The 25884-nt window shown below is 67.6% G+C and carries 25 protein-coding genes and 2 pseudogenes; 14 read left to right on the top strand and 13 right to left on the bottom strand.

Translation table 11 applies throughout. The features are described from left to right. Positions 1 to 106 precede the first annotated feature (106 nt). The 6 genes and pseudogenes from ACH4YL_RS39605 to ACH4YL_RS39580 form a co-directional block, all read right to left on the bottom strand. Positions 107 to 436: a hypothetical protein gene (locus ACH4YL_RS39605; protein WP_398512387.1), complete on the bottom strand. Its 330-nt coding sequence runs from the start codon at positions 434 to 436 to the stop codon at positions 107 to 109. A gap of 12 nt (positions 437 to 448) precedes the next feature. After that, complete coding sequence (locus tag ACH4YL_RS39600; RefSeq protein WP_398512386.1) at positions 449 to 1009, bottom strand: hypothetical protein; 561 nt, start codon at positions 1007 to 1009, stop codon at positions 449 to 451. Between the two features lie 240 nt (positions 1010 to 1249). Next, a pseudogene (locus tag ACH4YL_RS39595) lies at positions 1250 to 1360 on the bottom strand (IS5/IS1182 family transposase); the annotation flags it as partial. A 49-nt stretch (positions 1361 to 1409) separates the two neighbouring features. After that, the gene (locus ACH4YL_RS39590; RefSeq protein ID WP_398512385.1) at positions 1410 to 2147 is read right to left on the bottom strand and encodes a VOC family protein; all 738 of its coding nucleotides are present in this window, start codon (positions 2145 to 2147) and stop codon (positions 1410 to 1412) included. 234 nt (positions 2148 to 2381) lie between these two features. Beyond that, complete coding sequence (locus ACH4YL_RS39585) at positions 2382 to 4553, bottom strand: hypothetical protein (RefSeq protein WP_398512384.1); 2172 nt, start codon at positions 4551 to 4553, stop codon at positions 2382 to 2384. Between the two features lie 89 nt (positions 4554 to 4642). After that, on the bottom strand, positions 4643 to 5497 hold the full coding sequence (locus tag ACH4YL_RS39580; RefSeq protein ID WP_398512383.1) for a LysR substrate-binding domain-containing protein: 855 nt from the start codon (positions 5495 to 5497) through the stop codon (positions 4643 to 4645). Between the two features lie 80 nt (positions 5498 to 5577). Between ACH4YL_RS39580 and ACH4YL_RS39575 the strand changes: the two genes are divergently transcribed. The 4 genes from ACH4YL_RS39575 to ACH4YL_RS39560 all read left to right on the top strand — a co-directional run bounded on the left by ACH4YL_RS39575 (position 5578) and on the right by ACH4YL_RS39560 (position 7784). After that, complete coding sequence (locus tag ACH4YL_RS39575; RefSeq protein ID WP_398512382.1) at positions 5578 to 6072, top strand: cupin domain-containing protein; 495 nt, start codon at positions 5578 to 5580, stop codon at positions 6070 to 6072. Positions 6073 to 6235: 163 nt separating this feature from the next. After that, complete coding sequence (locus ACH4YL_RS39570) at positions 6236 to 6598, top strand: DoxX family protein (protein WP_398512381.1); 363 nt, start codon at positions 6236 to 6238, stop codon at positions 6596 to 6598. A gap of 253 nt (positions 6599 to 6851) precedes the next feature. Further along, positions 6852 to 7595 carry a hypothetical protein gene (locus ACH4YL_RS39565; protein WP_398512380.1) on the top strand — a complete coding sequence of 248 codons (744 nt, stop codon included), beginning with the start codon at positions 6852 to 6854 and terminating at the stop codon, positions 7593 to 7595. A gap of 39 nt (positions 7596 to 7634) precedes the next feature. Beyond that, positions 7635 to 7784 carry a hypothetical protein gene (locus ACH4YL_RS39560; protein ID WP_398512379.1) on the top strand — a complete coding sequence of 50 codons (150 nt, stop codon included), beginning with the start codon at positions 7635 to 7637 and terminating at the stop codon, positions 7782 to 7784. A 122-nt stretch (positions 7785 to 7906) separates the two neighbouring features. On the opposite strand, the gene ACH4YL_RS39555 is transcribed toward ACH4YL_RS39560, so the two are convergent. From ACH4YL_RS39555 to ACH4YL_RS39545, 3 genes are all read right to left on the bottom strand, one after another. Further along, on the bottom strand, positions 7907 to 8986 hold the full coding sequence (locus ACH4YL_RS39555) for a sensor histidine kinase (protein WP_398512378.1): 1080 nt from the start codon (positions 8984 to 8986) through the stop codon (positions 7907 to 7909). Then, a complete protein-coding gene (locus ACH4YL_RS39550; RefSeq protein ID WP_398512377.1) occupies positions 8979 to 9695 on the bottom strand; it encodes a response regulator transcription factor in 717 nt (238 codons plus the stop codon). Before ACH4YL_RS39550 ends, ACH4YL_RS39555 begins: the two co-directional genes overlap by 8 nt. 80 nt (positions 9696 to 9775) lie before the next feature. Beyond that, entirely contained in the window at positions 9776 to 10492 is a 717-nt protein-coding gene (locus ACH4YL_RS39545; RefSeq protein WP_398512376.1) for a VanZ family protein, read from the bottom strand. 29 nt (positions 10493 to 10521) lie between these two features. Between ACH4YL_RS39545 and ACH4YL_RS39540 the strand changes: the two genes are divergently transcribed. Beyond that, positions 10522 to 10668 carry a hypothetical protein gene (locus ACH4YL_RS39540; protein WP_398512375.1) on the top strand — a complete coding sequence of 49 codons (147 nt, stop codon included), beginning with the start codon at positions 10522 to 10524 and terminating at the stop codon, positions 10666 to 10668. Positions 10669 to 10755: 87 nt separating this feature from the next. Here the strand turns inward: ACH4YL_RS39540 and ACH4YL_RS39535 are convergent. Both ACH4YL_RS39535 and ACH4YL_RS39530 read right to left on the bottom strand, forming a co-directional pair. After that, a pseudogene (locus ACH4YL_RS39535) lies at positions 10756 to 11345 on the bottom strand (DUF998 domain-containing protein). A 103-nt stretch (positions 11346 to 11448) separates the two neighbouring features. After that, positions 11449 to 11850, bottom strand: a complete 402-nt coding sequence (locus tag ACH4YL_RS39530) for a MerR family transcriptional regulator (RefSeq protein ID WP_398512374.1) — start codon at positions 11848 to 11850, stop codon at positions 11449 to 11451. 64 nt (positions 11851 to 11914) lie between these two features. On the opposite strand from ACH4YL_RS39530, the gene ACH4YL_RS39525 reads away from it, so the two are divergent. The 4 genes from ACH4YL_RS39525 to ACH4YL_RS39510 all read left to right on the top strand — a co-directional run bounded on the left by ACH4YL_RS39525 (position 11915) and on the right by ACH4YL_RS39510 (position 16196). Continuing rightward, positions 11915 to 13138 (top strand): MFS transporter, encoded by a 1224-nt coding sequence (locus ACH4YL_RS39525; RefSeq protein ID WP_398512373.1) that lies wholly within the window; start codon positions 11915 to 11917, stop codon positions 13136 to 13138. A 289-nt stretch (positions 13139 to 13427) separates the two neighbouring features. Continuing rightward, positions 13428 to 14366, top strand: a complete 939-nt coding sequence (locus ACH4YL_RS39520; RefSeq protein ID WP_398512372.1) for an NAD-dependent epimerase/dehydratase family protein — start codon at positions 13428 to 13430, stop codon at positions 14364 to 14366. Next, a complete protein-coding gene (locus tag ACH4YL_RS39515; RefSeq protein ID WP_398512371.1) occupies positions 14363 to 15328 on the top strand; it encodes an RNA polymerase sigma-70 factor in 966 nt (321 codons plus the stop codon). The genes ACH4YL_RS39520 and ACH4YL_RS39515 overlap by 4 nt, the downstream gene beginning before the upstream one ends. Positions 15329 to 15719: 391 nt before the next feature. Further along, entirely contained in the window at positions 15720 to 16196 is a 477-nt protein-coding gene (locus ACH4YL_RS39510; protein ID WP_398512370.1) for a VOC family protein, read from the top strand. Positions 16197 to 16495: 299 nt separating this feature from the next. On the opposite strand, the gene ACH4YL_RS39505 is transcribed toward ACH4YL_RS39510, so the two are convergent. After that, positions 16496 to 17857, bottom strand: coding sequence for a M64 family metallopeptidase (locus tag ACH4YL_RS39505; protein WP_398512369.1), 1362 nt, complete (start codon positions 17855 to 17857; stop codon positions 16496 to 16498). Positions 17858 to 18355: 498 nt separating this feature from the next. Here ACH4YL_RS39505 and ACH4YL_RS39500 point away from each other — a divergent pair, with 498 nt between their 5' ends. Beyond that, entirely contained in the window at positions 18356 to 18619 is a 264-nt protein-coding gene (locus ACH4YL_RS39500) for a hypothetical protein (RefSeq protein WP_398512368.1), read from the top strand. Between the two features lie 138 nt (positions 18620 to 18757). On the opposite strand, the gene ACH4YL_RS39495 is transcribed toward ACH4YL_RS39500, so the two are convergent. Continuing rightward, the gene (locus tag ACH4YL_RS39495; protein WP_398512367.1) at positions 18758 to 19450 is read right to left on the bottom strand and encodes a hypothetical protein; all 693 of its coding nucleotides are present in this window, start codon (positions 19448 to 19450) and stop codon (positions 18758 to 18760) included. 350 nt (positions 19451 to 19800) lie between these two features. Between ACH4YL_RS39495 and ACH4YL_RS39490 the strand changes: the two genes are divergently transcribed. The 4 genes from ACH4YL_RS39490 to ACH4YL_RS39475 all read left to right on the top strand — a co-directional run bounded on the left by ACH4YL_RS39490 (position 19801) and on the right by ACH4YL_RS39475 (position 25698). Next, complete coding sequence (locus ACH4YL_RS39490) at positions 19801 to 20763, top strand: NAD(P)H-dependent flavin oxidoreductase (RefSeq protein WP_398512366.1); 963 nt, start codon at positions 19801 to 19803, stop codon at positions 20761 to 20763. A gap of 491 nt (positions 20764 to 21254) precedes the next feature. Then, complete coding sequence (rph, locus tag ACH4YL_RS39485) at positions 21255 to 23852, top strand: rifamycin-inactivating phosphotransferase (protein ID WP_398512365.1); 2598 nt, start codon at positions 21255 to 21257, stop codon at positions 23850 to 23852. A gap of 545 nt (positions 23853 to 24397) precedes the next feature. Then, on the top strand, positions 24398 to 24724 hold the full coding sequence (locus ACH4YL_RS39480) for a GYD domain-containing protein (RefSeq protein ID WP_398512364.1): 327 nt from the start codon (positions 24398 to 24400) through the stop codon (positions 24722 to 24724). A 515-nt stretch (positions 24725 to 25239) separates the two neighbouring features. After that, positions 25240 to 25698 carry an SRPBCC domain-containing protein gene (locus ACH4YL_RS39475; protein ID WP_398512363.1) on the top strand — a complete coding sequence of 153 codons (459 nt, stop codon included), beginning with the start codon at positions 25240 to 25242 and terminating at the stop codon, positions 25696 to 25698. The last annotated feature ends 186 nt before the right edge of the window (positions 25699 to 25884 follow it).

Below are 25884 nucleotides of genomic sequence, written 5' to 3'. Positions count from 1 at the left end.
CGACATCTCGAAGCGTGGAGAACGGCCGCCTCCGCTGTCCCGGAAAGAACCGCAGATCAGCAGGTCGGGTGACCTGCGCGGTTAAACGCCAAGCTTAGTCGTCGTCTTAGTCGTCGTAGTGTTCGCCGTCATCTCCCTGGACTCTCGCGTTCAGTGTGCCGGCGATGTGGCGCATCTTGCCGATCAGGAGGTCGGTTGGATTCTTGGCGCTGATTTCCCCGGAGTTCCAGTGCAGCGCGGTCCCCAGCCGTTCCTCGCGTGGATGTGTGACCATCTGCGCAGTCCACTGTGTTGGCCCGTCCCATCCTGGTGCTGCCGGGACCATCTCCAGTTCTGGGTCGGCCTCCACGACGGCGGCCCATTCCGCCGCGGTGATCTCTGGTCCCTCCTGGTCCCACCAGATCTCACGGCGGGTGATGTGGATGTCGTAGCCCATGGCGGATTCCGGCTAAGCATCCTGCTGCAAAAGACCCACCCCACGGCCTTCGCCGACCTGTTCGTCCACGTTCCACTCCTGCGACAGAACCTCGTCGCAGAAGACGCAGACGAAGTCGGCTTCACGCACGATGCTGATCTGCCGGCAGGACAAGCATCGGCGGAACACCACCTCGTGCGTGAAGCCGGACGGCCGGCCGACACCGGCTCGATCCAGCGCCTCAGCAACGGCCTGCCACGAGCTGATATCCGGGCAGTAGCCGGTCGACTGGTTGCTGACCTCCATGACAGCCCACCGACCCGACTCCACCTGGAAGCTGATCTCGCCGGCGCTCAGGACCATCTCGCCACCAGCACACACCACGTGCTCACTGCGGCGGGGCGCGAGCCGCAGAGCCCCAGCCGTATCGACAACAAACGTGAAGGGCTCGGCCAACTCCTCCGCCGTCCGACGTGATGCCCACTCGTCGAAGTCCGCCTGGGAACGCACGCTCTCGCCCTCACCTCCTGTCCGGATGAGGGCCCTCAAGTCCTCAGGACCTACGTAGCGATAGCCCAACCCGGGCATGTGCATGAGGGCCAACCTAACGTCCTCCGCAGCACTGGCCTGGGGAATTACGTGCCGCCGGAGTGAGGTACTGAGTGACCGTCCACAGTGGGTGATCAAGTTCGACGGCCGGTCGACCAGCGAGGTCAAACGGTACGTCACCCAAGGCTGGCGGAGAGAGCGAACGGGAGTGTCGGGCCTAAGGATTGCCCCGTAAATGATCTTTGCTGAGCCGGTGACACGGATGCTGTCGGGCGGGTGGTTTGCTCAGCCCGTCAGGGCGAGGTTGTGCAGGTGTGCGATGCCGAGTATCGGGTGGTGCACACCGTCGCCCTTGAGGCGGAAGCCGCGCAGGATCTTCAGCCTGACCTTTCGCGCGGCGGTGCGCACTGCAGCACCGCCGCGAGGGAGCGGACGGAGCTCCGCGTCAGCCCCGGCCGAGGACGCAGAACTTGTTGCCCTCCGGGTCGGCCAGCACGACCCAGGAGACGTCACCCTGACCCACATCGGCCCGTGTCGCGCCGAGCCCTTCGAGCCGGGCGACCTCCTTCGCCTGGTCCTCGACCGGGTTGGACATCACATCGAGATGGACGCGGTTCCATACGACCTTGTCGTCCGGCGTGCGGCGGAACTCCAGGTACGGCCCGACGCCCTTGACGGAGCGCAGCAGGGCGCGGTCGTCGGTCAGGTCATGGACGGTCCAGTCGATCGCCTCGCCCCAGAACCGGACCATGGCCCGTGGGTCGGCGCAGTCGACGACCACGGCGGCTATCGGCCCGGTGTCCCGGTAGAGCTCTCGGGGCTCCAGGACGCTGAACACGTTGCCTTCCGGGTCGGCCAACATCGTCCACGGCACGTCGCCCTGGCCCACGTCGACGGGCGTCGCCCCGAGGTCTTTCAGGCGTGCGACCAGCTCCGTCTGATGGGCGGCGGAAGTGGTGGCGAGCTCGATGTGCACGCGGTACTTCACCGTCTCCGGGTCCGGGACGCGGACGAGATCGACGCAGACGGCGGACGGGTCCGGCCAGTCGAAGCCCACGGGTTCCAGGTTGGTGACTCCAGGGCCTTCGCTGGAAACACCCCAGCCGAGCACCTCTGCCCAGAACTGGCCGAGCGCCGAGTCGTCCCGGGCCTTGAAGTTCACCTGAACTAGTTGCAGTGTCATGCCGCATACCCTAAGGGTTGCCTGGTCACGGCCGAGATGATCTTGGCGTGGCTGGTGTGATCACGGCGTCGGAGCCGTCCTGGACGCTTGCTGGCTTGAGGTGCGAAATGACGACGCCGAGGTGCCGTTCGGCACCCCGGCGTGACGTCGAGGGTGAGGAAAGCGGAGGGACTAGTTTCAAGGAGGAGTGAGAAGGAAGTCCGTCCATGGCCTCGCCGGGGCCAACGGTAGCAGTCAGGCCGGGATCAGGTCGCGCAGATTTTCCGGGGTGAGGATCCGTGAGTCCGGGTGCAGTCCGTCCGGGCGTTCCAGGCCGATGTACGTGACGGGGCCGTCCGGGAGCGTCTTGCCGTCCCACAGCGCCACGGTCGTCGCGCCATCGGCCATCAGGTCGGTCAAGTACCGGACTGTGAGGTGGTCGCGCTCGACGATGCCGCGCAGCAGCGTTGCGATCGATACCCGGTTTTCCTCGACCCGGTTGGCCGACGGAGTACCCGTCAGGTACAGGTGGAGCCACTTGGCGCGCCAACGGCCGTCGCTCCCGCGCAGGAACGCGAGCGGCAGTGCGACCCGGCCCGGGCCGCGCAGCTCCGACTTCATGCGCACGGTGCGCGGCTCGAAGGGGCGGCCCTGCTGTTCGGCGTCGCGCAGCATGAAGCCGAAGAACGACTCCTCGACCTCTTCGAAGCCCTCCCCGGAGTAGATGTTGACCTGCGGGACGATGTAGGTGCCGCGCACTGCCCCCAGGCGCAGGTTGATGAACTCCGAAGCTCCGTCGGGCGCGTCGGTGATGTCGCCGGAGTGCTCGCCACCGACTTCGGTGAGGGCCGTGTAGGACAGCCAGGACAGGGTGGTGTAGTCGGCGTTCAGCAGCAGTGCCGACAGGTCGTAGTCGGTGCGGCGGCCGGTCTGCTTCCAGTAGGTGAAAAAGCGCAGCAGTTCGCCGTCGACCGGGGAGAGGGAGCCGCGCGGCAGTACGCCCAGGCCGGACGAGGTTGCCTTGCCGCTGAGGGGGAGTGCGACATCGAGGATGTCGGGGTCGATCAACAGGTGGTTCGGGGCGGGCAGTCGGCGACGTATCTCGGCATCGAGTGCGGCGATCAGGCGCTTGCGCTCGGGCGGCAGCACGGGCGGGCGGACATCGGCGGTGACCCAGGCGCGGCCGCGGCGGTTGACGAAGACGCGGCGCTCGCCGGTTTCCTCTGCACGGTTGTGGAGGTGCTCGCGGACCGACAGCACGACCCGGCCCGAGACGCGGGTTGCGACCTGTTCGGCAGCGGTCACAACAGCCTCGCGCTCGTCCTGGGTGAGGGCGGTGCGCAGCAGCCGGTCCAGGGAGCGGAACAGCCTTCCGGGCGCGGCCTTGAGCAGCTCCGCCGCTGCGGTGACGTCGCTCATGCCGAGCAGTTCCTCGACACGGCTGTCGAAGGACCGGGCCTTCTTCTCGCCCCGGGCCACCGCGAACACATCAGCGGCGTGCGGCCAGCGCGGGTACTCGTGTGGATGGAGGCGTTCGCCGAGGCGCTTGAAGGCCTCGCGATGGGCGTTGACGTCGGCGAGCTTGGCGGGCGCCGCGGCGACGACGGAGTCGAGGCCGGCGAGCAGGGCCCGACGGACCGGGCGCGACAGTGCCCGGAACCGCGTCGGTTCCTGGAGCGTCACGTCGCCGTCCGACAGCGCGCAGGCCAGGCGGAGCACATCCGTCACGGTGTCCAGGACGAGCTCCGCTCCGGCCTTGAGGCGGACCTCATTGATGACGGCGCGGTTCTCCCGGACCGGGATCGCCGCGGGCTGGGGCCCGTTCACGCAGTGCTCGGCGAGCGCCTTCAGGTCGCGCAGGTCGTCCTCGTTGAGTGGGGTGGTGCTGCCGGCCAGCGCCAGGTACAGGGCAGTGACCTCGTCCTCCGGGGCGCCGCCCAGGTGCAGGACGGTCATACGGTCGCCCGCCGCGGCGATCAGCTCGTCGTGCGCGGCCAGCATCTCGGCGTACGTGTGCCGGTAGTTGCCGTACGACGGGAGGGTGAGCAGGTCCACCACACCGCTCTGGAGCTGTGCGAGCGTGCCGTCGCGCGAGGCGTCGTCGGCGAGTGCCTCGGTGATGCATCGCATCCAGAAGTCGAACGTATCGGGCACGTTGGCCGGGAAGTCGATGAAGTACGCGTTGTGCTGGACGTGGTCGCCGACCATCTGACGCACGGTCTTGAGGGTGCGCGCGGCGGTGTCGACGACCGTTTCCTCGGACAGCCCCGACAGATGCTCGAGCAGCTCCGCCGAGAGCTTGAAGCCCACGGACATCAGCGCGGCGTCGAACTGCCGCGCTGCGACGCCGCCCTGTCCGGCAGGACCGGAAGGGGCAGGGAGGCGGCGGGTGTGCCGGATGACCAGGGGTTCGAGAGGGTGGACCATCCAGCGATGATTCCAGAACCGCGCGAGGCGACGCATTCGGGTTTTCGAACGAGGCGTGCGCCGGCCGGCGGACTTTACGTGGCCAATGCCTAGGCGTAGCGGTACGCGGCCGTTGCGATCTCGATGAACGAGCGGATCAACGGGTTCTTGTCGCCGTCGTTCCACACCGCGACGACTTGGCTTGGTGCCATGTCGACCAGCCGAACTACGGCCAGTTCCTCGGGCAGGTCGTGTCCGAGTGGGGCCAAGCCGACCGTGCTGTTCCAGAGCACGGCTTGCAGGCATTCCTGGACGACGCGCACCACCGGGCCCTCGCGCGGCGTGCCGCCGTTCCAGTACGACTGCCAGATCGGATCGGTTCCCTGCGGGAACTGGAACCAGCGGCGGTCGGCCAGATCGGCCAGCTTCAGGTGGTCGCGACGGGCCAGCGGGTCGTCGGCGCGCAGTACCGCACCGACCGGATCGGTGCGCAGCTCACGCACCGTCAGGGCGGTGCCGTTGAACGGCGCACGGGTCAGGGCGACGTCGACCAGTCCCGCGCGCAGCCCGCAGGTCGGGTCGGTCAGGTCGGTGTCGCGGATGCGGATGTCGACGCCGGGATGGCTTCGGCGGAAGACGGCCGCCAGCCTGGATATGCCGGGGTCCGTGCCGTCACCCAGGATGCCGATGGTGATGGTCGCGGCGCCGGCCGCCGCAGTGACGCGGACGCGGACGCGGTCGGCCTGGTCGAGCAGGGCCCGCGCTTCGTCGAGCAGCACTGCCCCTACCGGCGTGAGCGTGACACCGGCAGGCGAGCGGGCGAACAGCAGGGCACCGAACTCTGTCTCCAGCTGTTTGATCGCCCGGCTCAGCGGTGGCTGGCTCATGTGCAGCCGGGCGGCGGCCCGGCCGAAGTGGAGTTCCTCGGCGACCGTCACGAAGTAGCGCAGGCTACGTAGCTCCACGCTGCAACGATACCCGCAAGGTATCAGCGTGGCGGAACGGGTCTTGGACACTCCCGAGGCCCCGGCGGTGCACTGGGAGCATGAACGACGAAGCGAGGACCAGTGAACCGCAGGCCCGCCCCGCCGTATCGGTGGTCGGCCCCGACGACGGCGAGACGATCGTCTTGGGCACCACGCGCATGCGCGTCCTCGAAGACGGCAGCCATACCGGGCACCGCCTGGGAATCGCCGAGTCCGTCCTCGCCCCGCACACCCCCGGACCGCCGCAGCACCGCCACGCCGAGCACGATGAGGGCTTCTACATCATCTCCGGCACGGTGCGGTTCACCGTCGGGGACAAGGACTACGACGCGACCGCGGGCACGCTCGTGATGGTCCCGCCCGGCGCCCCGCACACTTTCGCCAACCTCACCGACCGGCCCGCCGTCATGCTCAGCACGTTCACCCCAGACCTGTATGTGCAGTACTTCCGCGACCTCCAGAGCATGACCTCCGACGGCAGGCCACTGACACCCCAGGCCGCCATCCACACGATGAGCCGCTACGCCACCGAGCCCGCTACCGACTTCGCCTGAAGCCGACAGGACGACACCGCCCGGCCGCCCACCACCGGACCGGCACAGCCAAGGCGCTTCCACCTGTCGGCCGCTGGGTCGCCCACACACGCTCACATGCCGGTTCCGGGCGCGCCCCTGGAGCCGGCGGGTCACCCACAAGTGGTGACCACGAAGGGAAATCATGACCATCGCTTACTGGATCGTTGCCGGACTGCTCGCCTCCTTCTACCTCTACGCGGGCGTGTTGAAGGTGACCCGCAGCCGCGATCAGCTCCGCCCGATGATGGCTTGGGTGGACCGCATACCACTACCCGTCGTCAGGGCACTGGGCACGATCGAAGTTCTGGGCGCCGTCGGACTGCTACTGCCGCCGGCGACCGGCATCGCGCCTTGGCTGGCCCTGGCCGCGGCCATCGGGTTCGTGCTCCTGCAGATCGGTGCGATCACCGTGCACCTGACCGACGAAGACCGCCAGGTCATGCTCAACGTCGGGCTCATCGCCACTGCGGCTGTGACCGTCTGGCTGGCCACCAGTTGGCTCTGATCGAGCAGCCAGCGGCGATCCGCTCAGGGTGCCGGCTTCTGGCGTTCGTACCGCCGCCGGCCTGCGGCGAGGCAGCCAGGGTGGCAGAGGAGACTCGCTGTAGATCAATCCACTGGCGAGTGAAGCGGTGAGACCGTCTGGACGAGAGACACATCAATCAGCACTCGCTGCGCGGTTCCGGCAATCAGTCTGATGGTCACCTTCAGCGTGCTGCGCGCCGGCAACGGCGCCGGCGATCGTCAAGGAGACGGGCGTGCCATCTCACCACCACGGTTCCGAACTGTCCCGGCGGCGCTTCCTTGTCGGTAGCGCCGCGGGCGCCGGCGCCCTCGCTGGACCTTCCCTCATCGGCGCACGGCAGGCCGCAGCGGCGACGCAGTACAGCCTCACAGTCGTCAACAACACGAATGAAGATTGGGATTTTGGTCTGTTCCAAGAACCTGGCGGCGTCGGCCCCACAGGCTTGATGCCACTCGTCTGGCTGGCCAAGTACGTGCGGGCGTCCACTCCCGGCCACTTCTCGTGGCACCTGGGGTACAGCTTCGTCTGGGCGCAGACCGGGAAGCTCGTTCCCGGTCTCAGCACGTTCACGGCGAGGGAACGGGTAGCCGCCGACCCGGCCAACCTGGCTCAAAACCAGATCCGGTTCGGCGTCAACAGCACCCAATGGCCGAGGTTCCTCCATGGCTCCGCTATCAGCAACCCCCAACAGGGCTCCCTCTACATCAGGCAATTGGCCTCTGTGCCCGCCGACACCCTCTCGGTCGGCATCGGACAGGGCGGATACCCAGTCTTCGCGGTACAGGCGCAGCCAGGCCGGACCACGCGATTCACCCCGCAGAACGGCCGGTACATCCTCGCTGCCGGCCCAAACCTCGCCGGCGGAGATGTGCTTGACACCGAGGCGATCACCTCTCGAGTCGTCATCTCCTACAACGGCACGTTTGCGATGCAGGCCACCCTCAACGCGGACCACACGTGGACGGTGAATGACTAGACCGTCAACTGCGGATCACTTCGTCAGCTCGAGTCGTCCGTGACCGTCCAGGTCTGCACGACCGCGATCCGCGAGTGCGCCTGCATCCGCAGCGAGATGCGGCTCTACAGCGATGCGCTGCACAAGCCTCACCTCACGGCTGCCGACCTCTGCCGCCGTCACCTCGCAGCTGCCTCCGAGAAGGAGTGACTCGCCAACCTGGCAAACCTTCCCGGTCAGAGCCCTACAGGTTGTCCCGTATGGGGCGGGAGTTGTCCCGTGAGGGAGAGGTTGTGAAGTCGGCGATGCCGAGCGTGGCCTGGTGGACATGCCTACGGCGTGCCGGGAAGCCGGACCCTGACGAGGAGACCGCCGGCGGGGCGGGGGACGAGGTCGAGGGTCCCGTCGTGGGCGCGGACGATGCTGTGCACGATGGCCAGGCCGAGGCCAACGCCGGCGTGCTCGTCGGTGCGTACGCGTTCCGTTCCGCGCTGGAAGGGTTCGGTGAGGGTCGGCACCAGTTCCGGTGGGAGCGGATGACCCGTGTTCTCGACCCGCAGCACGCTCGTGTCGCCGTGCGCCTCGGTGTGGACCGTCACGGTGCCGCCGGCGGGGAGGTTGTGGACGATGGCGTTCTGGACGAGGTTCGTCACCATCCGCAGCAGGAGCTCCGCGGAGCCGCTGGTCCGGGCCGCGCCGCCGGTGACGTCGAGCGTGATCCGGCGCTGTTCGGCGAGGGGAAGCAGCGTTTCGGCGGCTTCTTCGGCGATGAGGGAGAGGTCGACGCTCTCGCGGGTGAAGTTTCCGCGGTCGCCGCGGCTGAGCAGCAGGAGGGCCTCGGTGAGGTCGATCGCCCGCGTATTGACAGCGTGGAGGCGTTCGATGAGTTCGCCCCGGTCCCGCGTGGGGTCCTTGCGGGCGACGTCGAGGAGCGTCCGGGAGATCGCCAGCGGGGTGCGCAGTTCGTGGGAGGCGTTCGCGGCGAACCTCTGCTGCTCGGCGACGTGGGACTCGAGTTGTTCCAGCATCGAGTCGAACGCGTCGGACAGTTCACGGAATTCGTCCTGGCGGCCCTTCATACGGATCCGGTGGTACAGCGACCCGTTCCCGGCCAAGCGTGCCGCATCCGTGATCTGTGTGAGTGGTGCGAGCATCCGTCCGGCGAGGATCCATCCCCCCAGGAGGCCGAACACGAGCAGGAAGACCATCGCCACGGCCGCGGCGGGGACGAAGGTGCGCACAAGGAGGTAGCGGTTGGGCGAGATCCCGAGAAGGCCCTGGGGGTTGTCGGGTACGTAGCGCAGCAGGAACACCCACACCACGGCCAGCAGGAGAGCGCCGGCGACGGCGAGGAACCCGGCGTAGCTGAGGGTGAGTTTCAGTCGGGCGCTGAGCCCTGGGCGTCTATGCATGGGTACTGCCGGGGTCGGTGGTGTCCCTGCCGGGGGTGATGGTGTCCATACCGGTGTCGATCCGGTAGCCGACTCCTGGCACCGTGGCGATGATCCATGGTTCGCCGAGTCGTTTGCGCAGTGCGGAGACGGTGATGCGCACGGCGTTGGTGAGGGGGTCGGCGTTCTCGTCCCAGGCCCGTTCCAGGAGCTCTTCGGCGCTGACGACCCCGCCCTCGGCGGCGACGAGGACTTCCAGCACGGCGAACTGTTTGCGGGTGAGCGCGACGTAGCGTCCGTCGCGGAAGACCTCCCGGCGGAAGGGGTCGAGCCGCAGGCCCGCGATCTCGCGGACCGGGGGCCGGGCGTATGCGCGTCTGCGGTCGAGCGCCCTCAGCCGCAGGACGAGCTCTCGCAGCTCGAACGGTTTGGTGAGGTAGTCGTCGGCGCCGAGCCCGAACCCTGAAGCCTTGTCGTCGATCCGGTCGGCAGCAGTGAGCATCAGGATCGGGATGCCGCTGCCGGAGGCGACGATGCGCCGGGCGACCTCGTCGCCGGAGGGGCCGGGGATGTCGCGATCGAGGACCGCGAGGTCGTAGGAGTTGACGCCGAGCAGTTCCAGGGCGGAGTCACCGTCGCCGGCGATGTCGGCGGCGATCGCCTCCAGCCGCAGACCGTCACGGACGGCTTCGGCCAGGTAGGGCTCGTCCTCCACGATCAGTACGCGCATGTCCGAAGCCTAAGCAGCACAACATATCGCCGACGTATGCAAAGACGTGCGCAAAGACGTGTGCACACCGGACACGCGACTCAGCCTGCCGGTGCCGGTGCCGGTGCCGGCGCGGGGCGAGGCTGGTCCGACGGCGCTTCCGCCGCAGTGCGCCACCAGCGGCGCGACGCCAGCGCGGCCAGCACGGCGCCGGCGGCGTTGACCAGTACGTCGTCCACGGAGGACACCCGGTCAAGCCGCAGGATGTACTGTGCGGTTTCGACCAGGACCGAGCAGCCCGCCCCGAGGGCCAGGATCCGCGGCATGGACGCCAGCGCCGCGAACCGCATCGGGGCGAAGAACCCCAGCGACGCGAAGACCAGCAGGTTGCCGACGATCCCGAGCGGCCCCATCGTGACCAGGTCCCGCAGCGGTACCAGGCTCACCCGGGCGGGGACGATACCGGCCCCGGCGCCCGGCATCATGGTCAGCCATAGGAACGGCACCGTCCCGTGGACCATGCCCACCTCGGCCAGCGACATCTGCCACGCCGATGTGACGCCGGCGGCACGCCGACGGCGCGTCAGGGCACACACAACCAGCGCGGCCAACGGCAGCGCGACCAACGTCATGAGCACCACACCGTTGAACGTATCGAAGCAACCGTGCCACCGCCCGGCCATGCACCTCGGAGCGGACATCATGAGCGGCCCCCGCACGACGAACACGGCGCTCGCCAAGCCGAGGATCACCAGGCTGAGAAGCACCGTCCTGCGCGTGCGGCGGGGCGGTGCTGACAGGGATGCGTCGTGGTTCATGCCCTCATTGGAGACGGACGGCCGTTGCGGTGGCGTATGCGATTTTCGATACGCCCGCGATACACGGAATCCCCGGCATCAAGGAACTGGCGCAAGCCGGCAGTGAGATGGTCCCGCCGCTGGTGATCGCGCGAGCCCAGCCATTGCAGAAACTGAGCCAGAACCACTTCTCGTGAACATCGAACAAGTCGCCCTTCGCGTGCTGCGCGGTGACGTGTTCATCTGCTGTCGTCACCCGTGACCAAAGCCACTGTCGGCGCTGGTCAATTGGAGGGTCCATCGCTGCGAGGGCGGAGTAGGCAGGAGGCGACGACCACGAAGGGCCAGAGGGACTGAATGGCTGTCACAAGGCGTTCAGCGACACCAGGGGCACCGTGATACTCGATTTCGATCAGAAACCAGGCTGCGCCGACGCCTATGAGCGCGGTCGCCACGATTGAGGGTACGGGCCGGAGTCCCCATGGTGCGGCTCCACTGCGATCGGCCGCCAGAACTGGCCACAGCGCCAGGAGAGTGAATCCGGCCGCGGCAACTGAACCGTGGTGCAGGGAACCTCCGCTGCTCGGCACCGGGACCAGAGCCACGATCAACGCCGTCACTCCACCGCCGCCCGTCCGGCGAGCGAGGCTGGGCGCAGCCCCCAGGCGGTAAACAGGTGGCACACACCCACGGCCAGCAGCGCTCCGGTCATCACCCAGAATCCCGCAGATCCGTACGCCGCCAAGACGCTGATCGTCTGAGTAGCAGGGTCATACGCGGGCCCCTCAAGGAGCGCCGCGATCGACCACCCTCCGATCAACAGGACAGGCGCACATCCCGACGAGAGCAAGGCCCATCTAGGAACAAGTTGCATCGAACCACTATAAATTGCTCAATCATCCCATTCCGGCAGTGATGTTCAAGTCGCGCCGGAGACTTGTCAGCAACCCAGAGCAGGTCAGTACACCTTGTTGCGGTCATGACGTTGTCGACGCTTCATCCGCGGCCGCGTGTGGGCGATTGTTGCTGAGCACTGCGTCGAGGTAGGCGTCGATGGCGTCCCTGTTGCGGGCCAGGCAGTTGATGCGTTCGGTCATGCGGTCGCGTTCGAGTTCCAGTGTGGCGATCATCTCCGGTGTTGCATCCGGGAAGTAGATGCTCCGGGGCTTGTCGAGGCACGGGAGGATCTGCTTGATGATCCGGGTCGGCAGTCCGGCAGTGAGCAGTCCTCTGATCTGCAAGACCCGGTCTACCAGCCGGTCGTCATAGTTGCGGTAGCCGTTCGCGCAACGGTCAGAGATGATCAGTCCCTGCTCCTCGTAGTAACGCAGCAGTCGGCGGGATGTGTTCGTGCGCTCCGACAGCTCCCCGATGCGCATGTGCGCCACCTCACATGGTGTCCAGTTGACCATCACATCTGTGTGAGGGTTTGAGCATACGCGCATGACAATCCGCAGCACTGAGCTACCCGTTGGCACCGCCGGGGGAGCCAAGGACCGCAAACTCCGCCTGGCGGCCCTGTTGGCGTTGGCCACGGCCGTCTTCATCACCAGTCTGACCGAGACGCTGCCCGCGGGCGTCCTGCCCGCAATGAGCGCTGACCTCAAGGTCGGTGAGTCAGCGATGGGACAGTCCGTAACGATCTACGCCATCGGAACGGCGCTTACGGCGATACCCTTGACCGCGGCCACAGCAGGGTGGCGGCGCAAGCGGCTGCTGTTGACAGCGATGGCAGCCTTCGCCGTCGCCAACACGGTCACCGCTGTCTCCGTGCACTATCCCTTGACCATGGTGGCGCGGCTCGTCGCCGGGGTGGCCGCGGGTCTTGCCTGGGCGCTGCTGGCCGGGTACGCCCGGCGCATGGCACCCGTTCACCTGCAAGGTAAGGCGATCGCCATTGCCATGGCCGGCATACCTGTAGCTCTGTCGCTGGGAGTGCCCGCGGGGACTTTCATCGGTGCAGCGCTCGGCTGGCGGGTGACGTTCCTGATCATGACCGCGCTCACGGTCGTCGTGATCGCATGGATCACTGCGACAGTCCCGGACCACCCCGGGCAACGGGCGGACGGCCGACGCCCGTTGCTGCGGGCCCTCACCGTCCCCGGCGTGGCACCTGTCCTGTTCGTCACTCTGGTCTTCGTACTGGCCCACACCATCCTCTACACGTACATCGCCACATTCCTCGACAGGCTCGGCATGGGCGAATCCACCGACCTCGTCCTGTTGGCCTTCGGCGCAGCCTGCCTGGTGAGCATCTGGATCGTGGGCGCGCATATCAACCGTCGGCTGCGACGCCTCACCATCGCCAGCACCATCTTGGTCGCCGTTTCTGCCGCCATCCTGGCACTGCTGGCCGACAGCCCCGCTCTGGTCTACGTGGCGGTGATGTTGTGGGGCCTGGGATGGGGAGGCGTGCCCACTCTCCTGCAGACCGCCGGGGGCGACGCGGGAGGCGACGAGGCGGCAGACGCCGTACAAGCCATGCTCGTCACGTTGTGGAACGTGGCCATGGCCGGTGGTGGAGTCGTCGGCGGCATCCTCCTCGGCATTCTCGGCTCAACTTCCTTCCCCTGGAGCGTCCTTGTGCTCCTCGTGCCGGTTCTGGTCGTTGTGATCAGCGCTCGTACACACGGGTTCCCGGCCAAGCGCGTGGGCGAGACCGCATGAACGCTTACGCCGAACAACCGCGGTCCTGGCGCAGTCCTGACGGACTCTGCATCGTGCGCAATCCCGAGAAGCTGTCGCGCATCGAGCGGGAGACCGCGATGAGTCACTGAGTCCGAAGGATCCGCCGGCCGCTCAGCCGGACAGGTCGTCGGCCGGCCACCGCCGTTTTCAGCGGGTTCCGGCTCAGCTACGGAGGGTTACCTGACGCGACTGTCTTCCTCCCCATGTCACAGCCGGTCGGGCTGTCTCGTCTCAGGTTTCAGAGACAGTCCTTGGGATCAGGAAGGTGATGGTCATGCGGGTGTTTGTGGCAGGCGGAGCCGGGGTCATGGGGCGGCGGCTGGTACCGCAGCTGGTGGCCAGGGGACACCAGGTGACGGGCACGACGACGAGCTCGGCCAAGCTCGGCCTGTTGGAGCAACTGGGCGCGGACGGCGTCGTGATGGACGGACTGGACGCGGCGTCCGTCGGTGAAGCAGTGGCGGCCGCCCGGCCGGACGTGATCGTGCACCAGATGACAGGAATCAGTCTCACTCACGGCGGTAAGCCCGACCTCAAGCACTTCGATCGGTGGTCCGTCCCCACCACCCGGCTGCGCACCGAGGGGACGGATCACCTGCTGGCCGCCGCCGAGGCGACCGGCGTATCGCACTTCGTCGCACAGGGCTACGCCAACTGGAACGGAATCCGCGAGGGCGGATGGGTGAAGACCGAGGAGGACCCGCTGGACCTGCACGAGGGGACGGCTGCGCACACGGCGATGGCAGCGCTCCGCCACGTCGAGGACGTGGTCGGCAGGGCGGGCGGCGCGGTGATGCGATACGGCGCGTTCTACGGGCCGGGCGCCACCGACGACCAGGTCGTGCTCGTACGCAAGCGGCAGTTCCCGCTTGTCGGTGATGGCAGCGGCTACGCATCGTGGGTGCATCTGGACGACGCGGCGAGCGCCACCGTCCTGGCCGTGGAGCAGAAGGCGACGGGGGTGTTCAACATTGTCGATGACGAACCGGCCCCGGAGAGCGAGTGGCTGCCGCACCTGGCGGCGTGCGCGGGCGCGAAGCCGCCGATGCGAGTCCCCAAGTGGCTGGCCCGGCTGCTGGCCGGGGAGGTGGTGGTGACCATGATGACCGAGGGGCGCGGCTTCTCCAACGCCAAGGCCAAGCGGGAGCTCGGCTGGGAGCTGCGCTACCCGTCGTGGCGGCAGGGCTTCAAGGAGGGCCTGGCGTGAGCCGGGTCGAGGAGTTCGAACAGCTACGGCCACTGCTGTTCTCGATCGCCTACCGCATCCTGGGCACCGTGAGCGAGGCCGAGGACGCGGTCCAGGAGACCTGGCTGCGCTACGAGCTCTCCCCGACCCGGCCCGCGTCGGCCAAGGCGTTCTTCTCGGCCGTGATCACCCGGGTCTCGATCGACGTCCTGCGCTCCGCCCGCCGGCGGCGGGAGGAGTACGTCGGACCGTGGTTCCCCGAGCCACTGCTCACCGACCCCTACCAGGACCCGGAGCACTCGGCCGAGCTGGCCGACTCGCTGTCGATGGCGGCCCTGTTGCTCCTGGAGCGGCTCAGCCCGCTCGAGCGGGCGGTGTTCGTGCTGCGGGAGGTGTTCGGCTTCGGCTTCCCGGACATCGCCTCGGCGGTGGGCAGGTCGGAGGCGGCGTGTCGCCAACTGGCGGTGCGGGCGCGCCGACACATGGACGCGGGCCGGCCACGGTTCGAGGCCGACCGCAGGGAGCGCGAGGAACTCGCCGGGCGGTTCTTCGACGCCCTGCGCGAGGGGAACGTCGACGGGCTGCGGGAACTGCTCGCCGCCGACGTTCAGCTGATCGCGGACAGCGGCGGCAAGGCCCCGCAGTTTGCCAGGGGCTTCTTCGGCGCCGACCATGTGTCCCGGGTACTCGCCGCCCTCCTCCCACCGTTCGCCCGGATCGGCGGCGTTGTGGAGCCGCACCAGGTGAACGGCCAGCCGGGCGCGATCTTCCGCGACCGGGACGGCAAGGTCGTCAACACGTGGACGCTCGACATCCTCGACGGCCAGATCCTGGCGATCCGCACGGTGCTCAACCCCGACAAGCTCGGGCACGTGGGCCCCGTGGCGGACGCCTGGGCGGTCCTGCGAGAGACGCAGCTGGCTCGCCGGGATGCGGTTGACCGAAAGGGGAACGGCACCGTGGCGGATGACATGTCGGCGTAGGCGTTGATCCAGATGGTGCCGCGCGCGGAGTTGGCGCGCGGCCCGGTGGGCCGCTGGAGGTTCGTGGTCCGTACCGAGGCGGACAGGTCGAGTGGTCGGCTGATGAGGTCGATCATCGCGACGTGGACTATGCCTTCGGAGCGGCGGAGGTGGGTTTCGTCGTCGCGGGCGAGCCCCCGGTGGCGTATCCGGCCTGCACGTTCCACGGAAGCCGAGGTTCTCGCCCCGTACGACGAGTGCTTCGGGATCGGCCTGGAGCGGGTGCTCCACCTCCAGGAAGCCGGGTCGCCGGGTGGCGATGAGTTCCGGGCGGTGCGACGGTCCACACAGAGACAGCAGAGACAGCAGAGACAGCGGAGAGAACCGCAGCGCAGTCGACGAGGAGAGTGCAATGCCCCGCATCACGCCCAATCTCTGGTTCGATACCCAGGGTGAAGAGGCCGCGAAATTCTATGTCTCGGTCTTCCCGAACTCGAAGATCACGAACGTCTTGTACTACGGCGCGGCGGGCCCGCGCGCGGCGGGCACTGTTCTGACCGTCGACTTCGTCCTCGACGGCCAGCCGTACACCGCGATCAACGGCGGCCCCCAGTTCACCTTCGACGAGGCCATCTCCCTTCTCGTCGAATGCGCGGACCAGGAGGAGGTCGACTACTACTGGACGAAGCTGTCCGAAGGCGGCGAGGAAGGCCCGTGCGGCTGGCTGAAGGACAAGTACGGCCTGTCTTGGCAGGTCAGCCCTGCCGCGCTCGGTGAGCTGCTCACCGACCCGGACCAGGGCCGTGCGCAGCGCGCGATGAAGGCGATGCTCGGCATGAAGAAGATCGATGTGGCCGCGCTCCACAGGGCGGCAGACGCCGAGGCGTAGAAGGACGTCCGCCCCGTGGGAGACCGCGTCGGCGCACCGCCGCGGTGGCCGGCCCCTTCGAACTGCCACCGCAGTAACAGGCCCTCACCTTGTCGTTTGACGTCTGAGCCTTGGGCGATATGTCAGGGCTGGCGCGTCTGGGCCGCCGAGTGCGTGCGCGTCGCATTCGGCGGCCCAGTAGGGACTCGTGCGGTTAGCGGTACGCTGCTGGGCGCCCGGCCCGCTCGCGGGAACGTCGGACCACCGGGGCAGTAGGACGGCGCCGCGGCCGTTGTGCGCGCGACCGCCGCCTCAGCGCGTCAGCGCTTGACCCGCCAACTCAGCGAACCGCTCAGGAGCTTGCGCAGCTTCGGGTCGCGGACTGCTTTGTTCGGGTCGGTGGCGCGTGCTGTGACCGTGTGCGGGCGGCCGTCGGCGGGCACCCCGAGCGCGCTGAGGGTCACGCTGCTTGCGTCCCGGGCCTGTCGTGCCTCGCGGCCGTCGACGTACCAGCGCAGCCGCGCGTGGGCAGACGCCTCGACGCGGATCCTTTCGCCGCCGCGCAACTGCCGGTGGGTGGGTGTGAGGCCGGTGAGGACCGGTGCGTGCTGATGGAAGCCTGCGATCATCGCCTCACGCCCGGGCAGATTGAACTCGCGGCCCAGCGTGCGCATGATCGAGTTCTCGGTGGGGCGGTTGAGGCCGTGACCGTGGTAGCCGCCACCCTCGTACGCGCCGATGGTGCCGCCGTCAGGTGATTGCTGGCCGAGCCAGCGGTACCACTTCGCTTGCTGCGCGGCCATCTCGTCGGTGCTGAGCCTGGTGATGTTGGACTCGCCTGGCTCGGGGCCGGTGTAGGTGCTGTCGTCGTACCAGTACTCGTCGGCGAGCTTGCCGAACGAGTGGCCGGTCTCGTGGACGGCGATCTGGTCGGAGTCGGGGTGGTCGGAGGAGGCGGTGCCGATGCCGTCATACCCGGACGGCGAGGTGATGGCGTTGTAGCCGGCGCCGCCGTACTTGGTGGAGTTGCTGAGCACGATGACGAGGTCGGGGTCGGCGGCCTTGCTGGCGTACGCCTCGACCTTGTTGGTGTCGACGCACAGCAGCCGCTCGATGCCGTCGCAGAAGAACTCAGAGTTCAGGGCGGTGTCCTTGCGGACGTCGATGGTCGGGTCACCCGAGACGCCGGACTGCTGCGAGTGCGCGTCGACGGCCCAGACGTTGAAGAGGTCCTCGTACCCGGTGTACGGCTCGACGGCCGTCATCTCCCGCCACTTGGTGCGCACATCGGCATGGAAGTCCTCCTGCTCGGCGGCGGTGTAGCCGTCTCCGATGAAGACGACGTCGACCTTGGCATCGCTCGGCCCGGCCTCCACGATCGGCACGACGTCGCCGTCGTCCTGGATCGTGGCCTGCTCTTTCCTGGTGAGCGGGGTGGAGGCGGGGACGTGTGTGTGGCGGGGGTGGCTGCCGGGGCCGGCGAAGTACTCGACCTCGACCTCGGCCTCGACGTTGTCGGCGGAGCGGGCGCCGCCGCTGCCGCTTGCTTGGGCGGGCGGGGTGCTACTGCCCCGGCCCTGATCCGCCGCGACAGGGGCGGTGGCGGCGAGCGCCGCCACCAGCGCGACGCCGACGGTCAAGGTGAGACGGTTGCGGGATATATGGGATATGCGTCCACGCATGGAAGAACTCCCGGGAATCTGCGCGGACTTGGGGTCAGGAAGTCCGCGACATTAGTGGAGGGAAGGGAGCTAAGTCGCGGATCAATGTAGGGGCTGTGGGGAGGTGAGGCAATGTCCGGGGCGCAAGGTGACTGTGGGGATGGTGAGTTGGCGCGCGGCGACGCGCTCCCGAGTTCTTCGCTCCAGGGCTGCGTGGACTTGGCTCGGCCCTCGGACGTGGAGGGGGCGGGGCGGCGGAGAGCAGGTCTGGGGGAGTACGGCTCGACGCGCCTGCGGTGATCGGGCGCCGCGCCCTGCGCCCCCGCCGTGATGGCTCAGTGCGCGGCCGGTACGCTCCACAGGTCATGGTCATGTCAGCAGGTGACGGGGGTTCGGCTCAGTATGTCCTTTGGGAGTGAGCATCAGTTGCCGTCGGAGGTAGGGGCGGCACTGGCGCGCAAAGAGCGAGCGAGGACTAAGCATCTGGTGTGGCCAGGGCTGACGGTTCTCTTGGCCGTGGTGGCGGTGTTCATGCTGCTGCTGCCGGCTGACTTCCACGAGACCGTCGTGCGCCCGAGCGGGCTGGAGCGGAGCCTGACTCTGAAGTGCGGGTCCGTCGTCTCTCCGCACGCGGAGGTGACGGAGGACGGGTACTCCAGCTATCGCGGCGAGTGCACCGCGCAGCGGACCCAGCGCGCTGGTTACGCCGGGCTCGTGCTCGCGGGCGCTCTCATCGCTATGGCGGTCGGCGTCGCCGTTCAGCGTAAGAAGCCGAGTCCATAGCCGTGTTGTCGGTGGCTGATGCGAGGATCCCGGCACCGCTACCCGGGGAGATCATCATCGGCACCTGGGACACCGGCCCCCTTTGAGTCGCGGCCGACTGCTGTCCGGCTGCCGCGGAATCTCCAAGTGCGACGACGTCTAAGGCAGGTACACCATCAGAGCGAGTGTGTAGAGGCCTACCGAGATGGCTGTCCCGTATGCCTCGTACGGTTTCAGCCCGTGTTGATCCCCGTTCACCGGATGGCTTGTGCGCTGGACGCCGCCGAAGGTTCCCAACAGGGCTAGGAGCAGGCCCACTCCGATCAGCCAGTTCACGCTTGTCTCCGTGGCCCGCAAGCCGGTGTCGAAGAGGCGGAGGGCCAGCCCGATGACAGCTGGGGCGGCGCTGACGCAGGCGACACGATTGGCCTGTTGGTACGCGGCCTCGTGCGACCTGATCCACTGGTCGGGCAGCCACGCGGCCCGCACCGCGGGGTCGCTGGGGCCGGCACGCCAGCTGTCGCCCACTGCGAAGGAGGTGAAGTACGCGCCCGCGAGGCCGCCCGCACCCGTGATGAAGGCAAACAGTGTCTTTGCTGTTGGCAGGTAGATCGCTGCCAGAACCTGGAAAGCGGCGAGTACAGAAACCAGGGAAACGACCACCGGTACGGCTATGAACATCACGGCCGGCGGAAGGTTGGCCGTCTCTTTCTGTTCCGCGCCGACCGCGGCCAGGGCTATCGACCCAGTCAGACTCGCGATCATGGCCACGACCAGCAGACCGGCTGCCAGTGTGATCAGTGTGGTGTTGCCTGCCTTCGAGGTGGTGAACAGCACGGTGATGGCCGGCACGGAGAGTGCGCCAAAAGCGCCGACGATTGGAGCGTAGGAGGCGGCCCCACGCCGTAAGTCGTAGTGTCCTTCGGCTGCGGGAGGTCCAGCGCTACCTGCCATGGCAAGAGATTAGGGGTTTCCCGTGAACTCGGCTCTCTGAAGAAGCAGTTACGTGACCGCACGCTGTGAGGGCTGACCGTCGGCCTGGGCCACGAGCCGGTTGCGCATCGCCGTGTTCTTCCGCCAGCAGCACTCCGCCGGCAACCCGCGAAACGCTTCCGGAGCCCACCACTTGGCGGGGAGCTGTCTGGCCCCGAATGCCACAGCAAGTGATGTTCGCGGGGGCGCCGCGGGGGATGATGGCGGCCATGGCGCTGTCGACGCGGTTCACGGAGTTGTTCGGTGTGCAGCACCCGATCGCGCTGGCGCCGATGGGCGGATCAGCCGGCGGTTCGCTGGCGGCGGCAGTCTCGCGCGGTGGTGGGCTCGGGATGCTGGGGGCCGGGAACGGGGACCCGGAGTGGCTGGCCCGCGAGTTGCCGCTCGTTGCGGAAGCCGCCGGGAAGCCGTGGGGCATCGGTTTCCTGACTTGGCAGATCGATGCCGGCGCGATCGAGCGGGCGCTGGAGCACGAGCCCAGGGCCGTGATGTTGTCTTTCGGGGACCCGAGTCCGTTCGCTGAGCGCATCCGCGCCGCGGGCACGGTGCTGATCATTCAGGTGACCGATCTGGACGAGGCCAGACGGGCGGTCGACGTGGGCGCCGACGTCATCGTGGCGCAGGGCACCGAAAGCGGTGGGCATGGGGCCCGACAAGGGCGTTCCACCTTGCCGTTCGTTCCGGTCGTGGTTGATCTGGCGGCACCCGTGCCCGTACTGGCGGCCGGCGGGATCGCCGACGGCCGCGGTGTCGCGGCAGCCCTGGCGCTGGGAGCTTCGGGGGCGCTCGTCGGCACCCGCTTCCAAGCCACGACCGAGGCCCTGGTGGATCCCGCGACCGCCAAGGCGATCGTCGAGGGACGTGGCGAGGACACCGAGCGCAGCAGGGTGCTCGACATCGCCCGAGGCTCCCAGTGGCCGTCGAAGTACACCGCTCGCACCCTTGGCCACCGCTACCTCGACCATTGGCGGGGCAGGGAAGCGGAACTCGCCGCAGACCCCAGGGCGAGGCAGGACTACCAGGACGACGTGGCGCGGGGAAGCATCCCCTCGTTGCCGATGTGGGCCGGCGAAGGCATCGACCTGATCACCGACCTGCCATCCGCAGCCGATCTTGTAGCAACCCTGGCCGCGCAGGCTGAAGAGGCACTCGACCGCGCGGGAAGACGCTGACCGGAACCGACTGTCCGGCGGCGTACGGGCGATCGGCATCCCTACAAGGCCGCTCGTCAGCCACAGCCGGCCAGGGCTTGGAGACGGTCCATTGGACGGCACATGGCAAAGGCAAGGAGAGCTCTCTCCTTGCCACTCTCAACGTATAGCGCGCTGGGGGGCTTGCCGCAAGACCCGGGTCACGGCGCACAATCGTCGGCCGATGCCACAACCTGCGGAAATGAGGGGCACGACGTGCGTGTGTTGTCGACGTATGGGGGACGCGGTGACGTCGAACCAGTGGTGGGACCGCCAGTGCGGTCGCGAGCGCTCGGTGCGGTGGTGCGGGGGTGCGCGCCGCCCGACTGGGGGGAGCGGTCGGCCGACTCGTCGGAGGGAAGGCGACCTTGGATGAGGACGTGCTCGACAAGAGGTTCGACAGAGTTGGGGGCGCCGGTGATTCGATCGGCCACCGCAGTGCAACGGGACACGGCTGCCTCGGAGGTATCGCGATGATTGAGCAGTACGTGTTGGGCCTTCAAGAGGTTGACGACATGCAGGTCGCGGTCGTTGGCGGCAAGGCCGCGCACCTGGGCGGGCTGTCGCGGATCGAAGGCATCCGCGTGCCGGGTGGCTTTTGCGTGACGACGGACGCCTTCCGGCGGATCATGGCGGAAGCGCCGTCGATCGACGATCGGCTCGAACGGCTGTCGCGCTTGAACCCGGACGACCGGGAGGGGATCCGCACGCTCAGCGCGGAGATCCGCCGGACCATCGAAGGGATCGCCATCCCGGGCGATCTCGCGGCGGCGATCACCCGCGCGCTCGCCCAACTCGGCGAGCAAGCCGCCTACGCCGTCCGATCCAGCGCGACGGCAGAGGACCTGCCGACGGCCTCCTTTGCCGGCCAGCAGGACACGTACCTGAACGTCGTGGGGCCGACGGCGATCCTCCAGCACGTCAGCCGGTGCTGGGCCTCGCTGTTTACCGAGCGGGCCGTGACCTACCGCCAGCGGAACGGCATCGACCACCGTACGGTCCACATGGCCGTGGTCGTGCAGCAGATGGTCTTCCCGCATGCGGCCGGCATCCTGTTCACGGCCGACCCCGTCACCGGCAACCGGAAGGTCGCCACCGTGGACGCCGGCTTCGGCCTCGGCGAGGCCCTGGTCTCCGGCCTGGTGAACCCTGACGTGTTCAAGGTGCGACATGGCGAAGTCGTCGCCAAGGCGATCGCCGCCAAACAGCGTGCCGTTCACGCCCTGGCGGCCGGCGGCACGCAGGAAGTGGCGATCGACTCGCAGCGGCAGGAGCAGCCGGCGCTGACGGATGAGCAGGTCGTACGGCTCGTGCAGCTCGGACGGCGGATCGAAGCGCACTTCGGCCGCCCGCAGGACATCGAATGGTGCCTGGCCGACGACGGCTTCCAGATCGTGCAGAGCCGGCCGATCACGACGCTGTTCCCCATCCCCGAGACGGGCGACCAGGAGAACCACGTCTACGTCTCCGTGGGTCATCAGCAGATGATGACCGACCCCATGAAGCCCCTCGGGTTCTCCATGTGGCAGCTGATGGCCATGGTGCCGATGCACGAGGCCGGCGGGAGGCTGTTCGTCGACGTCACCCGGCGGCTGGCCTCGCCCGCGAGCCGCGCCGCCCTCCTGGACGTCCTGGGGAAAGGTGATCCGCTGGTCAGGGACGCGCTGGAGACCGTCCTCGACCGCGACGATTTCGTCCCGTCGCTCCCGGACTCGGGCCCCGGCGGGCCGCCGGCCGGCGGCGCGTCCGCCCCGATCGAGACCGATCCGGCCATCGTCACCGAGCTGATCGAGCGCAGCCAGGCGTCCATCGCCACCTTGGAGCGCGACATCCGGACGAAGACCGGACCGGCGCTGTTCGACTTCCTGCTGGAGGCCTTCGAGGAGCACAAACGAGTGCTCAGCGATCCGCTCAGTATGCAGGCGATCATGGCGGGGATGGAGGCCACGTGGTGGCTCAACGACAAGCTGCAGGAGTGGCTGGGCGAGAAGAACGCGGCTGACACGCTCACGCTGTCCGCCCCCGACAACGTCACGTCGGAGATGGGGCTGGCGCTGCTCGACGTCGCGGACGTGATCCGCCCGCAGCCGGAGGTGGTGGCGTTCCTCCAAGACGTCGAGGACGAGGGCTTCCTGGACGAGCTGGCGAAGCTCGCGGGCGGGACCGAAGCGCGCGACGCCATCGAGGCATACCTCGACCGGTACGGCATGCGCTGCGTCGGCGAGATCGACATCACGAGGCCACGTTGGCGCGAGTGCCCCACCACGCTCGTGCCCGTGATCCTCGACAACGTCAGGAACTTCGAACCGGGCGCCGCCGAGCGGCGCTTCGAGCAAGGGCGGCAAAAGGCGCAGAAGAAGGAACAGGACGTGCTGTCACGCTTGCGGGCCCTGCCGGACGGGGACCAGAAGGCCGACGAGGCCAAGCGGATGATCGACCGGGTCAGAACCTTCATCGGCTACCGGGAGTACCCGAAGTACGGCATCGTCAGCCGCTTCTTCGTCTACAAGCAGGCCCTGCTGGAAGAGGCCGAGCGCCTCGTGCAGGCCAACGTGCTTCCTGAGAAGGAGGACATCTTCTACCTCACGTTCCAGGAACTCCACGACGTCGTGCGCTCGAAGCAGGTGGATGACCAGCTCATCCAGCAGCGCAAGGACGCGTTCCGGGCGTACCACGCGCTCACACCGCCCCGGGTGCTCACATCGGATGGCGAGGCCGTCACCGGGGCGTACCGGCGCGACGACGTGCCGGCCGGCGCCCTGATCGGCCTACCGGTTTCCGCCGGGACCATCGAGGGAAGGGCCCGCGTCATCCTGGACATGGCGGAGGCCGATCTCGACGCGGGCGACATCCTGGTCACGACCTTCACGGACCCCAGCTGGTCGCCGCTGTTCGTCGGAATCGCGGGCCTGGTGACGGAGGTGGGCGGCCTGATGACCCATGGCGCAGTGATCGCCCGGGAGTACGGCTTGCCGGCCGTCGTGGGCGTGGAGCAGGCAACCCGGCGGATCCGGGACGGGCAGCGGATCCGCCTGCACGGAACCGACGGGTACATCGAGATCCTGCCTTGACCGACCACACCGAGAAGCCCCATCCGTAGCTTCCGGCCAAACAACGCCAAGCAGTTGATGACCACTCCACGACCGCCGCCCGCGACGCGCACACGCGGACACGACCCGATCACCTGCCGGACAGTGCCCCTTGGGAAAGCCCGAGGCCAACTTCCGGTCCCCGTAGGCCGGTTGTGGGCCGGACCGCCCCTCGCCTGGACGGCTAGCGGGCGGTCCGGTTTGGGATGCAGATGCAACCCGGTGCCGACGGTACCGGGGTCGTCGTCATGCCCAAGATCGATGAGCCTCGATGGTCAGAGTTTCATAGCCAGCCTGAACTACGCGAACGATGCTTTCAGGCTGGAGAGCACCGTCGGTTTCCGGAACTGCTCAAGGTCAATCCCATGGGAAGCGGCGCTTCTTCATGACGGCAATGGGCCTGCGTCGGTATGCGGAGCGATGTATGACACGCAGGAGCATTGAAGCCCGCATCAGGGTTCCGCCGGTTAGAGTCCGACGCCTGACGACAACTCGCGCGCAGAACCCTGCAAACGAGAGGGAGAGGCATGCCGCTCTATCTATCGAGGTTCAGCTACACGCCTGAGACCTGGTCCAGGATGATCGGTAATCCAGAGGACCGCAGAGAGGCCGCTCAGTCGTACATCGAGTCGGTCGGTGGAAAGCTCCATGGGTTCTGGTACGCCTTCGGCCCACACGACGGCTACACGCTATGGGAAGCCCCCGACAACGTTTCCATGGCTGCAGTTGCGGTGGCGATTACCGGAGGCCGTGGGCTTAGCTCGTTGGAAACGACGGTCCTCCTGACCGTTGACGACACTTTGGAGGCCTTGCGCAAGGCCGAGGAGGTCCAGTACCGAGTGCCTGGCGCCTAGTACTCCAGCCGTAGATCTTGATGTTCATGGGGTCTGGGCTGTTTGTCGCAGGGTAGTGGCCGTTGCGGGCGCGGGCTTGCTGGCGTCGTCGCCAGTCGGACCACGAAAGCCGGTGGGCTGGGGCGTGGACGGGCTGGACTGTCAGCGTGGTGAACAACTGCTGGATCTCGTTGCAGGTCAGCGGGATGAACCCGTCCGGGGAGGGATGACGGGTCTGTTCGTGTGCGGCGGTGATGGCGAGGCAGGGACCGTGCGCGGCGTCGCGGTTCGATCCGCGCGAAGCGGCCTGCGATCCGGCCCATCAGGGCATCGAACATGTCCAGCCAGCGAGCGGAAGTACGCCATGGCCTGCGGCCTCCGCTTGATCTTCGTTTGTCCACACAGCACGCGATGATCAACGGTGGCCGTACCTGTCTTCACATCGCCCCTGACCAGCGAGATCGCGGCCTATAGCTGGGGTACTTAGGATAGGTGCGGTAGTCAATCTCGACGCCTTCGGTTGGAGGAGGTTCGTGATGACGCACGATGGCGGGCTGAGGCTGCATCTGCAGCGTGTTTTCCGCGCACGGCGCCCGGTCGTATTCCGAGCCTTGACCCAACCGCAGGAACTCACCAAGTGGTGGGGACCTGACGGATTCGTCATCCCCAGTGTGGAGAGCGACCTTCGGCCAGGAGGTGGTTATCGGATCGCGATGCAGCCTCCGGAAGGCGATCTGTTCTACCTGGTGGGGGAATTCCTTGAGGTCGTCCCTCCGGCACGCCTGTCCTACACCTTCCGGTGGGAGGATCCCGATCCCGAGGATCGGGAGACGGTGGTGACGCTGTCGCTTCGCGATATCGGCGGTACGCGGGCCGAGTTGGCCTTCAGCCAGGGCGACTTCGCCACTGAGCGGCGCCAAGCTCTCCACGAGGAAGGCTGGACACAGAGCCTCAACAAGCTGGAGGAGTTGATGTCGTCGGCTGCGTCGGCCTGAGATCCCTCCCGCAGGGGAGGGGGCTCTGCCGGTGTCCGCACCTGCCTTCATATCGCCGTGACCAGCAAGATTGCGATCTACGGCTGGAGTACTAGTGACCTGAGTCGGAGATTCGTCGTTGGTTCGGTTATGAGTCGTCCGGGTCCGAAGATTCCGCCGTTGTCGGTGACAGATGGCCAGCGGGCT

Source organism: Streptomyces sp. NPDC020681 (assembly GCF_044334895.1).
Classification (GTDB): Bacteria; Actinomycetota; Actinomycetes; order Streptomycetales; family Streptomycetaceae; genus Streptomyces.
Note: the sequence above shows the minus strand (reverse complement) of the source record. Positions and strands in the feature narration are given on the sequence as shown.